This is a genomic window from Rhizobium sp. CB3060, from assembly GCF_025200735.1.
Lineage (GTDB): Bacteria > Pseudomonadota > Alphaproteobacteria > Rhizobiales > Rhizobiaceae > Rhizobium.
In genome coordinates, this window is sequence record NZ_CP104158.1 from 1,193,775 (window position 1) to 1,206,141 (window position 12,367).

The 12,367-nt window shown below is 61.0% G+C and carries 10 protein-coding genes; all 10 read left to right on the plus strand.

Features of this window, described 5'->3' with window-relative positions; genetic code table 11:
- Nucleotides 1-141 precede the first annotated feature (141 nt).
- The 10 genes from N2601_RS05925 (at nt 142) to serS (ending at nt 12,313) form a co-directional block, all read left to right on the plus strand.
- On the plus strand, nt 142-1,359 hold the full coding sequence (locus N2601_RS05925; RefSeq protein ID WP_104822922.1) for a deoxyguanosinetriphosphate triphosphohydrolase: 1,218 nt from the start codon (nt 142-144) through the stop codon (nt 1,357-1,359).
- A gap of 54 nt (nt 1,360-1,413) precedes the next feature.
- Nucleotides 1,414-3,174, plus strand: a complete 1,761-nt coding sequence (argS, locus tag N2601_RS05930) for an arginine--tRNA ligase (protein ID WP_104822923.1) — start codon at nt 1,414-1,416, stop codon at nt 3,172-3,174.
- 62 nt (nt 3,175-3,236) lie between these two features.
- The gene (locus tag N2601_RS05935; RefSeq protein ID WP_104822924.1) at nt 3,237-6,104 is read left to right on the plus strand and encodes an SPOR domain-containing protein; all 2,868 of its coding nucleotides are present in this window, start codon (nt 3,237-3,239) and stop codon (nt 6,102-6,104) included.
- Nucleotides 6,105-6,217: 113 nt separating this feature from the next.
- Nucleotides 6,218-7,231, plus strand: a complete 1,014-nt coding sequence (gene nagZ / locus N2601_RS05940) for a beta-N-acetylhexosaminidase (RefSeq protein ID WP_104822925.1) — start codon at nt 6,218-6,220, stop codon at nt 7,229-7,231.
- Nucleotides 7,232-7,354: 123 nt separating this feature from the next.
- Entirely contained in the window at nt 7,355-8,200 is an 846-nt protein-coding gene (locus N2601_RS05945; RefSeq protein ID WP_104822926.1) for a segregation and condensation protein A, read from the plus strand.
- 40 nt (nt 8,201-8,240) lie between these two features.
- Complete coding sequence (gene scpB, locus N2601_RS05950; protein WP_260303970.1) at nt 8,241-8,921, plus strand: SMC-Scp complex subunit ScpB; 681 nt, start codon at nt 8,241-8,243, stop codon at nt 8,919-8,921.
- 235 nt (nt 8,922-9,156) lie between these two features.
- Nucleotides 9,157-9,360 (plus strand): twin-arginine translocase TatA/TatE family subunit, encoded by a 204-nt coding sequence (locus N2601_RS05955; RefSeq protein ID WP_104822927.1) that lies wholly within the window; start codon nt 9,157-9,159, stop codon nt 9,358-9,360.
- Between the two features lie 55 nt (nt 9,361-9,415).
- Nucleotides 9,416-10,105, plus strand: a complete 690-nt coding sequence (tatB, locus tag N2601_RS05960; protein WP_104822928.1) for a Sec-independent protein translocase protein TatB — start codon at nt 9,416-9,418, stop codon at nt 10,103-10,105.
- Nucleotides 10,102-10,929, plus strand: coding sequence for a twin-arginine translocase subunit TatC (gene tatC / locus N2601_RS05965; protein ID WP_104822929.1), 828 nt, complete (start codon nt 10,102-10,104; stop codon nt 10,927-10,929). The genes tatB and tatC overlap by 4 nt, the downstream gene beginning before the upstream one ends.
- 100 nt (nt 10,930-11,029) lie before the next feature.
- Nucleotides 11,030-12,313 carry a serine--tRNA ligase gene (gene serS, locus N2601_RS05970; RefSeq protein WP_104822930.1) on the plus strand — a complete coding sequence of 428 codons (1,284 nt, stop codon included), beginning with the start codon at nt 11,030-11,032 and terminating at the stop codon, nt 12,311-12,313.
- Nucleotides 12,314-12,367: the final 54 nt, after the last annotated feature.

Sequence of the window (12,367 nt, forward strand, 5' to 3'; positions counted from 1 at the left end):
GCGGCGTCAATGGGCCAGAGCATCCCGCGTTTGAATGGCATCATCAAAATGCGGAGAAGATGCTCTGGATTGGAAGGAATGGGGCGACTTTCACGCGTTCAATCGAAAGCGCGGGCGCTCTAACGCCGGAATGGATGGATAATGACGATCGACAGGCATGCATTGGGTTTCGGTTATGGTGAGCGGGCTATCTATGCGACCGATCCCCGGGAATCGCGTGGACGGCTTTATGAAGAGGGATCGAGCCCGACGCGCTCCGATTTCCAACGCGACCGCGATCGCATCGTGCATACCACCGCTTTCCGACGGCTGAAGCACAAGACGCAGGTTTTTATCGCGCAGGATGGCGATCACTATCGTACGCGCCTGACGCACACGATCGAGGTGGCGCAGATCGCCCGCGCCTTGGCGCGCGCCCTGAAGCTCGACGAGGATCTTGCCGAAGGCGTGGCGCTCGTCCACGATTTCGGCCACACCCCCTTCGGCCACACCGGTGAAGACGCGCTGCATGAGGTGCTGCTGCCCTATGGCGGCTTCGATCACAACGCGCAATCGCTGCGCATTGTGACGAAGCTCGAGCGGCGTTATGCCGAATTCGATGGTTTGAATCTCACCTGGGAAACGTTGGAGGGGCTGGTCAAGCACAACGGTCCGCTGCTGACATCAGATGGCAAGGGCACGCGCGGCCCCGTGCCGCAGCCGATCCTCGACTATTGCGAAATCCACGATCTGGAGATTGCGACCTTTGCGAGCCTTGAGGCGCAGGTGGCGGCAATCGCTGACGACATCGCTTACAATACCCATGACATCGATGACGGCCTGCGCTCCGGCTATCTGAATTTCGAGATGCTGGAGGAGATTCCATTTCTTTCGGCGCTGATGGCCGAGGTGAGGGCGCTTTATCCGCATCTGGAGCCGAGTCGCTTCACGCATGAGATCATGCGCCGGCAGATCACCCGCATGGTGGAGGATGTGATCTCCGTTGCGCAAAAAGCGCTGGGCGAGATCAGGCCGAGCAACGTTGCCGATATCCGCGCTGCTGGCCGCATCATCGCCACCTTCTCTCCGGAAATGGCCGAGACGGACAAGCAGATCAAGCAGATGCTCTTCAAACGTATCTACCGCCATCCGGATATTATGCGCATCCGCGCCGGCGCAGCACAGATCGTCACCGATCTGTTCCGCGCCTATATGGACAATCCCCAGGAGATGCAGAGCCATTATTGGGTCGACCATATCGCCGGCCTCGCCGTTGCCGCCAAGGCTCGCCATGTCGGCGACTATCTAGCGGGGATGACCGATACCTACGCCATCAGCGCCCACAGGCGTTTGTTTGACCAGACTCCCGATTTGCGATAGGCAGCGGCGGCGTCGGGCCGACAGGGCCCGCCCAAGCTATGCGTGGACACTATGATGAACCTTTTCACCGATTTCGAAGTCAGAATTAAGAACGCTCTTGAACAAATTGATATTGTGAAGGAAAAGCGATCCGAACTCGACTTTGGACGCATCGGCGTGGAGCCGCCGCGAGATCCCAGCCACGGCGATGTCGCCACCAATGCGGCCATGGTGCTGTCGAAGCCGCTCGGCACCAATCCCCGCGCGCTCGCTGAGATCATCATCGGCAAGCTGAAGGAAGATGCCGATGTTGCCGAGGTTTCGGTGGCTGGCCCCGGCTTCATCAATATTCGCCTTTCGGTTGGCTATTGGCAGCGCCTGCTGGCGACGATGATCTCCGAAGGCCAAAAATTCGGACGCTCGACCCTTGGTGCAGGCCAGAAAGTCAACGTCGAATATGTCTCCGCCAATCCGACGGGGCCGATGCATGTCGGCCATTGCCGCGGCGCCGTCGTCGGCGATGCACTGGCGAATCTGCTCGGTTTTGCCGGCTATGACGTTACCAAGGAATATTACATCAACGACGCCGGCTCGCAGATCGATGTGCTGGCGCGGTCGGTCTTCCTCCGTTACCGCGAGGCGCTTGGCGAGCAGGTCGGCGACATCCCGGCCGGTCTCTATCCCGGCGACTATCTCGTTCCGGTCGGTGAGGCACTGGCGAAGGAATTCGGCACCAAGCTGCGTGGCATGCCGGAAGATCAATGGCTGCCGATTATCAAGGAACGCGCCATCGACGCGATGATGGCGATGATCCGTGCCGATCTGGAAGCGTTGAACGTCCATCATGACGTCTTCTTCTCCGAGCGGACGCTGCATGCCAATGGTGCCGCCCTGATCCGTACCGCGATCAACGACCTGACCTTCAAGGGATACGTCTACAAGGGCGCGCTGCCGCCGCCGAAGGGACAGTTGCCGGAAGATTGGGAAGATCGTGAGCAGACCCTGTTCCGTTCGACGGAAGTGGGTGACGACATCGACCGTCCGCTGATCAAGTCGGATGGCTCCTATACCTATTTCGCCGCCGACGTCGCCTACTTCAAGAACAAGTTCGACCGCGGCTTCAACGAGATGATCTATATTCTCGGCGCCGACCATGGCGGCTACGTCAAGCGGCTGGAAGCCGTGGCGCGTGGTGTTTCGGACGGTCAGGCGAAACTGACGGTGCTGCTGTGCCAGCTCGTCAAGTTGTTCCGTAATGGCGAGCCGGTGAAGATGTCGAAGCGCTCTGGCGACTTCGTCACGCTGCGCGACGTGGTCGAAGAAGTCGGCCGCGATTCTGTACGCTTCATGATGCTGTACCGGAAGAATTCCGAACCTCTGGACTTCGACTTCGCCAAGGTGACCGAGCAGTCCAAGGACAATCCTGTCTTCTACGTGCAATACGCACATGCGCGCTGCATGTCGGTTTTCCGGCAGGCCAAGGAAGCCTTCCCCGATCTCGATATTGCCTCGCTCGATCTGGCAAAAGCGGTCAGCGGCGCGATCTCCGATCCGACCGAATTACAGCTCATCGCAAAGATTGCGGAATTCCCGCGAATCATTGAGGCTGCAGCCCAGTCGCAGGAGCCTCACCGCATCGCTTTTTATCTTTACGATCTGGCAAGTTCCTTCCATGGACATTGGAATAAAGGTAAAGATTTACCTGAATTACGATTTGTTAACGATAAGAACCGAGAATTAAGCATTGCCAGACTTGGGCTGGTGCACGCTGTCGCGTCGGTTTTGAAGTCAGGTCTTGGTATAACCGGGACCGCAGCACCGGATGAAATGCGATAAACGTCACCATTTACCCACATTGCGCTGGCATTTATCTGTAGCGTTTGCGAGTGGATTGGGTGATGGCAGAAAAACAGTTGGCGTATCGCGCAAGCGGAAACGACGAGTTCTTTGCGGATGATGATCCGCTTGCCGAACTCGCCCGCATCGTCGGTTTCGAGCCGCGGCCTGCCGCCCAGGCGGCGCCCGCAGCCCAGCGGCAAGAGCCGGCCTTCGATCTCGAAGATGAGCTCTTGCGGGAGTTCGAGCGTTATGATGCGCCTCGTTTGAGTCCTGCTGATGACATTCCGGTCTCGCCGGAAGATCAGCCTTTTGCCGGCGAAGCCCAGCTCTCGCATCCGGTCGAGCCGGTGCGCAGCGAACCTCAGTTTGCCGAGTTGCCGCAGCCAGTGGCTCCGGCCAAGCCAACCGTCGGTGCACGCGATCTGATCGACGAACTGGAAATGTCGATCGCGCCGGCCTTGCAGCCAGCTCCTGCTCCGCAGCCCGTTCCGGCACCGCAGGCGGTAGCTCCGGCTCCGAAGCCTGCGCCGCTGCCGCAGTCCGCTGCCGCCACCGTGCGGCTGCCGCTTGCTAATTTCACCGTTGCGGCTCCGACGCAAGCAAAGCCTTTGGCTCAAGCTCCGGTCGCGCCGCCGGTTGTTCAGGCGCAGCCGCCCATCGAAACGGCGCTCGATTTCGATCTGCCGATGATGCAGGACCTGCCTCAGCCTCGGCCCGCCGTGGCTCAACCGGATGCGCCGGTCGCCAGGGCGCCGGAGCCCGTCCAGATGGACGCTGCGGCTCTTTCCGCCGAAATCGACGATCTGCTGGCCGATGTCGACCGCTATCCGGTTCCCTCCAGGGGTGCCGCGCCGACGGCGAAGGTCGAGCCGAGCTTCGATATTTTCGGCTTGGAGCCCAAGGCGCCGGCAGCACCTGTTGATGCCCCCGTCGCTGCTGTGACTGCGCCCGTTGCTGTGCCTCCGCAGCGCGAAGAGCCAAAGCCGATCGCTCTGGAAGCCGAAGATCCCTTCGCCGGCCAGGACTTCGAGTTCGATCTCGCAGATATCGAGATGGAACTTGCCGAGCTCGATTTTGCCGAAACGAACAAGTCCGCACCGATCCCGCAGCCTGCGCCCGCTCCGGTGGTTGCGCAGCAGCCTGCTCCGATTGTCTCTCGGGCAACCCCGGTAGCGCCGCCTCCGGCTGCTCCCGTCGTCACTGTGGCAGCGATGACTGCCGCAGCTGCTGCGCCCAGCGTCATGCAGCCTCCGCGTCAGGAGCCGGCTCCGCAGCGCCCGGCTGAGCCCGTCGCTGTTGCTACAGCTCCGATGGCCCGCAAGGCTGCGCCTGTTCTTGATGCCGATCAGGCTCTGCCATTCGATCCGTCCGAAATCTCCGATACTGAAGATCGTGTCGAGAACTTCGAAGGCTCGCATGTTCCAAACCTGCCGCCGGTCGAGCCGGAAGAGCCGATCGTGGTGCCGCCGGAATATGATTTCGACATCGACTCGGAGATGGCGAGCCTGTTCGGTACGCCCGCCAAGGAAGCGGCCCCCGAGCCGATCAAGCCGGCTGCCGCAGCCGCCCTCGGCGGCGCCGCGATGGCCGCATCCTGGTCCAAGAATGCGGCAGCAAAGCCTGCTGCTGTGGCCAAACAGCCTGCAGAGGAATTCGACGAGTTCGAACGGGCGTTGGAAGAGGATTTCCGCCGCAGCTACCGTGAAGCGTCCAATCCGGTCGAGAACGTCGCCCGCATGACGCTGAACCCGGCCGCTGTGGCCGGCCGTCGTCCGGCGCGCTCGTTCCGTGGCATGGCGACCGCCGCTGCCGTCATCGCAGTTCTGGGTCTTGGCGCCTATGGTATCTACGGCTGGGTTCGTCACGGTTCGCCGATTTCGACCTTCTCCGGCGAGCCGCGCGTCATCACTGCCGATGCCGATCCGGTCAAGGTCGCTCCGGAAAATCCAGGCGGCACGGTTGTTCCCAATCAGGACAAGGCTGTCTACGACCGCGTGGCCGGCGACAGCACTGCGGCGCCGAAGCAGAAGGAACTGGTTTCCTCCAATGAGCAGCCGGTGGATGTCGTCCAGAAGACGCTGATCCCCGAATCTGTATCGCCTGACGACGGCAGCGACGATCAGGTCACTCCGACTCCGGTCGGCGAAACTGAGGATCCGCGGCTGTTGCCGAACCAGAACGGCAACAATGCCAATACGGCCGCCAACGATGATTCGCAGGTTCCGTCGGTATCGCCGCGCAAGGTGCGCACGATGATCGTCAAGCCAGATGGCTCGCTGGTTGCCCGCGAGGAGCCGGCTGTCGACAACACCACGACGGCCGCCTCTCCGGCTTCGACACCGAAGACGCCGGCTGCAAAACCGCCGGTCGGCAATCAAGTCGCCTCCGCCGATCTTCGCCCCTCGACGGCAGAGACGCAGGCCTCGCAACCGGCTGCGGACCAGGCCGACGACGGCGACTCAGCCAGCGCCGAAAGCACGCCGATCCGTGTCGTGAAGACGACTCCGGTTCCGACCTCGCGTCCGGCACAGCAGCCGGCCAAGGCCGCCCCCGCCGTCCCTGCCGCTGCCACAAATAACGCCGCCGCCGCGCACCCGGCTCCGGCTCAGCCGAAACCGCAACAGGTCGCGTCGGCGAGCCCGGCTGCGGCCCAGGCTGCTCCGGCCGCGTCGGCAAGTGCAAGCGGTGCTTACGGCGTTCAGATCGCTTCGCTGCCTTCCGAGGCGGAAGCGCAGAAGTCGCAGGCCAATCTGAAGGTCAAGTTCGCCAGCGTCATCGGTGGTCATCCGCTCGAAATTCGCAAGGCCGATATCGCTGGCAAGGGCACCTACTATCGCGTCCGCGTCGTCGCCGGCTCCAAGGATGAAGCTGCCGACATCTGCCAGCGTTACCGCGCCGCAGGCGGCACCTGCCTGATCTCTAAATAGGAGATCGAGGCCCCAAGATTGTTGAAAGCGGCGGGCCGAGGCTCGCCGTTTTCTTTTGTGTATCTCGGTTTGAGGTTATTCGCATTTCGCGAGGTGGCCTTTATGATTCGAACATGACCGAATCAAAATCCATGATCCTCGGCTGTAGCGGCCATTCCATCACGCCCGAAGAGCGTTCCTTCTATCAGTCGGAACAGCCATGGGGCTTTATCCTGTTTGGACGCAACATTTCCGAGCCCGCGCAGATAGCCGATCTCGTCGCTTCGTTACGCGATAGCGTCGGCCGTGATGCACCGGTATTGATCGATCAGGAGGGGGGCAGGGTGCAGCGCATCCGTCCGCCGATTCTGCCGCATTATCCGTCCGGCCAAGCACTGGGCGATATCTATCGCAAAGATCGCGAACAGGGCCTGCGCGCCGCCTGGCTGATGTCGCGGCTGCATGCCTTCGATCTCCTGAAGTTCGGCATCAACGTCGATTGCCTGCCGGTGCTCGACGTGCCCGTCGAAGGTTCGAGCAATGTTATCGGCAACCGCGCCTATGGCGGCGATCCCGCGACGGTGACGGAGATGGGGCGCGCGGCCGCCGAAGGTCTGAAGGCTGGCGGCGTGCTGCCGGTGATGAAGCACATGCCCGGGCATGGCCGCGGCTTTGCCGATTCGCATCATGAATTGCCGGTCGTCACGGTTCCGCGTGCGGAGCTGGAGGCGCATGATTTTCCGCCCTTCGTGGCGCTCAAGGACGAGTTGATGGCAATGACCTGCCACGTCGTCTTTACCGACATCGACCCCACCAATCCGGCGACGACGTCGCGCAAGGTCATCGACGAGATCATTCGCGGCCATATTGGCTTCCAGGGGCTGCTGCTTTCCGACGATACCTCGATGAACGCTCTAGCCGGCACAATCGGCGAGCGGGCGGCGAATATTGTTGCGGGCGGATGCGATATCGTGCTGCACTGCAATGGCGTCATGGATGAGATGCAGCAGGTGGTGCGTAATGTTCCGGTGCTGGCCGGAGCTTCTCTGGCGCGTGCGAAAGCGGTCGAGGCAGCCTTCGGCCGCAACGACGGTGCCGACGAGGCTTCGATCCGCGCTGAATTCGACGCGATATTTGCGGTGGCGTAAGACCGAACTCTACAGCGCCGCGCGTCTTTTAAGACGCGCTAAGGACGCTGTAGCGCTTTGAAATGCTGCATAATTCCTTAAATCGGTACCGATTTAAGGAATTATGCAGTAGGGATCTGAAAGGTGAACAAGGTGGACGGCACGGAAAACAGCCTGCAGGCGGCGGCGCCGATGGACAAGCTGTGGCAGGACAATAGTGCCGAGCGCGGCATGCATGAGCCTGCCCTGGTCGTCGATATCGCCGGTTTCGAAGGCCCGCTCGACCTTCTGCTGCATCTTGCCCGCAACCAGAAGGTCGATCTGTCGCGTATCTCCGTGCTGGCGCTCGCCGAGCAATATCTGTTGTTCATCGAGCGTGCCCGCCGGATCCGTATCGAGCTTGCCGCCGATTACCTAGTCATGGCCGCCTGGCTCGCCTATCTCAAGTCGAAGCTGCTCATTCCGCAGCAGAGCAAGGAAGACGGTCCGACCGGCGAGGAAATGGCCGCAACGCTTGCCTTCCGGCTGAAGCGTCTGGAGGCGATGCGGGATGCGGCAACCGGCCTCGTCAACCGCAATCGTCTCGGCCGCGACGTCTTCGTCCGCGGCGCGCCCGAACATATTCCCGACCGGCGCCAATCGGCCTATGACGCAAGCCTCTATGATCTCTTGACTGCCTATGCCGGCCTGCGTCAGCGCCAGGCGATCACGCAGGTAACGATCGAGCGTCGCCGCGTTTGGTCGCTGGTCGACGCCCGGACGATCCTCAACCGCATGATCGGCGAGATCACCGACTGGACTGCCTTGGAACACTATCTGCTGCGCTATATGACCAGCGCGAGCGAGCGTGTCACCGCCATCGCCAGCGCCTTTGCCGCCTCGCTGGAACTCGTGCGCGAGGGCAAGCTGGAAATCCGCCAGGAGGGCGCGTTTCAGCCGCTCTATATGCGTCGCGGGCCGAACCATATAGAACTCGAAGCGGCGGAATAGAGCAGGAGCGAGCGTGACCGGCCCGGACGACGACCACCATATGGACGATGAAGCGGCTGCGCCGACAGAGCCGGCCGTCGACGAACACCTCATCCGCGAGGCCGAACGCATCGCCGAGGCCTTGGTCTTCGCCTCCGCTCAGCCGGTGTCCGAAGGTTTTATCGCCGATCGCGTTCCCCGCGGCATCGATGTGCGCTCCATCATGCAGCGTCTGAAGGCCGATTATGCGACGCGTGGCGTCAATCTGATACAGGTCGACGGCGCCGCCGATCTTTCCTTCGTAATTCGCCGCGATGACAACGAGGTGCGAAAACTGTCGCGTGCAGCACTCGAAGTCCTGGCCATCATTGCCTATCACCAGCCGGTGACGCGCGCCGAGATTGAAGATATCAGAGGCGTGCAGACCTCCAAGGGGACGTTGGACGTCCTGATGGAATCCGGCTGGGTTCGGTTTCGCGGTCGCCGGCGCACCCCCGGCCGTCCGGTGACGCTGGGTACGACGCGGGATTTTCTCGATCATTTCGGGCTGGAAGAGCTGCGAGACCTTCCCGGTCTCGAGGAATTGAAGGGGGCAGGGCTGCTTTCGGGCCGTATTCCCGCCAACTTCAACATTCCGTCGCCATTGATGAGCGACGAATTGACCGAGGACGAAGATCCGATCACGCAACTGGATCTGGAGGAACTCGGCCTTCTGGCGCCAGGCGGCGCTTCGGACGAATAAGCGGGTCGTTGCAGGCCGATTGGCCGCGCAAAGCTTTTTTCCAGACAGTGACAGCAAGTCTCGGTTTTGCCATTAGCGGCTTCTAATATGTGGGCCGTTCTCCTCATTTGGAGATGTTCGACTGCGGCTTTGGCGCTCGCTATCCCCAAGTGCGCCGGTGCAGCACATTTTGGTGTTTGAAAAACGTCCGTAAACGTCTTACATCGGGAAGACGTTGAAATTGGGAGTTATCGCAATGGGTTCTCTAAGCATATGGCACTGGCTTATCGTCCTGGCCATCGCGCTGTTGTTGTTCGGCCGTGGAAAGATCCCGGAGCTGATGGGTGACGTTGCCAAGGGCATCAAGAGCTTCAAAAAAGGCATGAGCGACGAGGATGAGACGCCGTCTCAGACGACAGCGTCCCGCACGGTTGAACACAAGGCCGACGAATCGAAATAATCATGTCGGGTGCGCAGGGAGTTGAGACGCTCGCTGTCGGCCCAGGAGCCTTTTCATGTTCGACGTAGGCTGGTCTGAGCTGCTGGTTATCGCCGTCGTGGCGCTTGTGGTCATTGGCCCTAAGGAACTGCCGGCAACGTTGCGGACAATCGGCAAAATGACGGCGCGGGCCCGAAAAGTGGCGGGCGAGTTCCGCGCGCAATTCGATGAGGCCATGCGCGAGGCGGAGCTGGACGATGTGCGCCAGACGATCTCCGATGCGCAAAAGCTCAATCCGGTCAATTCATTGCGGGAAGCAATGAACCCGCTGCGGCAGATGGGCAACGAGATCAAGGCCGACTTGCAGCGTTCGACGACCGCCGATCAGCCCGTCGCGGCAACATCGACACCGGCCGAACCTGTGTCCGAGCCGTCCATGGGGCTGCCGGAAATGCCTCCAATCGTTCCGGCAGCTAACGAGGCCGCACCGGCCGTATCGTCCGCGCCGCTTATGCCGCAGCCGGCCGCCGTTGCTGGGGAAGCGCCTGCTAAGCCGAAAGCTGTTCGCAAGCCTCGGGCAAAAGCACCGGGCAAGACGGACGAGGTCGCTGCTGCGCTGGTCGACACATCGGTTGTCGCGGAAAAGCCGAAGCGGGCGCCTCGCAAGGTTGCAGCGGCCACGGCCGATGCTCCAGCCGCCGCGGCCTCTCCCAGGAAGCGCCCTGCAGCGAGCAAAACAACGCCTAAGAAGAAGGACGAGGCATGACGGGTGACATCGACGATAAGCCGCAGCCGCTTATCGAACACCTCATGGAATTGCGCACGCGGCTGATCTGGTCGCTGGTGGCGTTTTTCATTGCCTTCATCGGCTGTTTCGCCTTTGCCAAGCACCTCTTCAACTATCTGGTCTACCCATACAAATGGGCTGTCGTCTGGGCGCATCTCGATGTTACCAAGGCCGAGCTGATCTATACCGCACCGCAGGAGTTTTTCTTCACGCAGGTGAAGGTCGCCATGTTCGGTGCGCTGGTGATCTCTTTCCCGATCATCGCTGCACAGGTCTATAAATTCGTCGCGCCCGGGCTCTACAAGAACGAGCGTTCTGCTTTCCTGCCGTTCCTGATCGCATCGCCGATTCTGTTTTTGATGGGCGCCGCACTCGTCTACTTCTTCTTCACGCCCATGGTGATGTGGTTCTTCCTGAAGATGCAGCAGGCACCGGCCGATGGTCAGGTGGGCATTGCGCTGCTGCCGAAGGTCTCGGAATATCTCAGCCTCATCATGACGCTGGTCTTCTCCTTCGGTCTCGTCTTCCAGCTTCCGGTCATCACTACGCTGCTGGCGCGCGTCGGCCTGCTGACATCGGCTTGGCTGGCGCAAAAGCGCAAGTTCGCGATCGTCTTCGCCTTCATCGTCGCCGCCGTGCTGACGCCGCCGGATCCGATGTCCCAGATCGGCCTTGCACTGCCGACGATCCTTCTCTACGAGATTTCCATCTACGCGGCGCGACTCGTGGAACGCCAGCGTGCCCGGCAAGCGCTCGAGGAGAGTGACGAGACGTCCGATGTCGCCAAGACGGATAGCGTCTGAGCGGCAGGTCCGCATCGTCTTTCCATAAGGTTCTGCCGGTTTAATCTCCGTCCGAAATCTCGGGCGGAGTCATCATCTTGTGCAACGACCTGGAACGACGATGCTTGATATCAGATGGATTCGTGAGAATGCCGAGGCTTTGGATGCAGCGCTTGCTAAGCGCGGAGCCGAGCCTTTGTCGCAAAGCCTCATTGCGCTCGACGAGAAGCGCCGCTCCGTCATCCAATCCGTCCAGGATATGCAGTCTCGCCGCAACGCCGCTTCGAAGGAAATCGGCGCGGCCATGGCGCAGAAGAACACCGAGCTTGCCGAGAAGCTGAAGGCGGAGGTCGCCGAGATCAAAACGTCGCTGCCGGCCGCGGAAGAAGAGGAGCGCGTGCTGACGGCCGAGCTCAACGACGCCCTGTCGCGCATTCCCAATATTCCGCTCGACGACGTGCCGGTTGGCAAGGATGAGCACGATAATGTCGTCAAGCATGCCTGGGGCGCCAAGCCGACCTGGAACCATCCGCCGAAGGAACATTACGAGATCGGCGAAGCGCTCGGCTACATGGATTTCGAGCGCGCTGCCAAGCTCTCCGGCTCGCGTTTCACCGTGCTGACCTCGCAGCTTGCGCGCCTGGAACGGGCGCTCGGCCAATTCATGCTGGACCTTCATACAGGTGAACACGGCTATACCGAAGTCAGCTCTCCGTTGATGGTGCGCGACGAGGCCATGTTCGGCACCGGCCAATTGCCGAAATTCGCCGAGGACCTGTTCAAGACCACGGATGGCCGTTGGCTGATCCCGACTGCCGAAGTAACGCTGACCAACCTCGTCTCCGGTGAAATCCTCGATCAGGAGAAGCTGCCGCTGCGCTTCACGGCGCTGACGCCGTCTTTCCGGTCGGAAGCAGGTTCGGCCGGTCGCGATACGCGCGGCATGCTGCGCCAGCACCAGTTCTGGAAATGCGAACTCGTTTCCATCACCGACGCAGAAAGCTCGATTGTCGAGCACGAGCGGATGACCGCCTGCGCCGAGGAAGTGCTGAAGCGTCTTGGCCTGCATTATCGTGTCATGACGCTGTCGACCGGCGACATGGGCTTCGGCGCCCGCAAGACCTACGACCTGGAAGTATGGCTGCCGGGGCAGGACACCTATCGCGAAATCTCCTCCTGCTCGGTCTGTGGCGATTTCCAGGCGCGGCGCATGAATGCCCGCTATCGCGGCAAGGACGACAAGGCTACGAAATTCGTCCACACGCTGAACGGCTCCGGCACTGCCGTTGGCCGCTGCCTGATCGCCGTTGTCGAGAATTATCTGAATGACGACGGCTCAGTCACTGTTCCGGACGCACTGCTGCCATATATGGGTGGTCTGAAGAGAATCGAGCGGGCAGCCTGATTTGACGGGACATGATTTTGTCCGAAAACCGCTTCGCGCTATTCGGGATCATGT

Coding starts and splice junctions, on each gene's coding strand:
- N2601_RS05925 (WP_104822922.1), top strand. CDS start 142: ATGACGATCGACAGGCATGCATTGGGTTTCGGTTATGGTGAGCGGGCT.
- argS (WP_104822923.1), top strand. CDS start 1,414: ATGAACCTTTTCACCGATTTCGAAGTCAGAATTAAGAACGCTCTTGAA.
- N2601_RS05935 (WP_104822924.1), top strand. CDS start 3,237: ATGGCAGAAAAACAGTTGGCGTATCGCGCAAGCGGAAACGACGAGTTC.
- nagZ (WP_104822925.1), top strand. CDS start 6,218: ATGACCGAATCAAAATCCATGATCCTCGGCTGTAGCGGCCATTCCATC.
- scpB (WP_260303970.1), top strand. CDS start 8,241: ATGGACGATGAAGCGGCTGCGCCGACAGAGCCGGCCGTCGACGAACAC.
- N2601_RS05955 (WP_104822927.1), top strand. CDS start 9,157: ATGGGTTCTCTAAGCATATGGCACTGGCTTATCGTCCTGGCCATCGCG.
- tatB (WP_104822928.1), top strand. CDS start 9,416: ATGTTCGACGTAGGCTGGTCTGAGCTGCTGGTTATCGCCGTCGTGGCG.
- tatC (WP_104822929.1), top strand. CDS start 10,102: ATGACGGGTGACATCGACGATAAGCCGCAGCCGCTTATCGAACACCTC.
- serS (WP_104822930.1), top strand. CDS start 11,030: ATGCTTGATATCAGATGGATTCGTGAGAATGCCGAGGCTTTGGATGCA.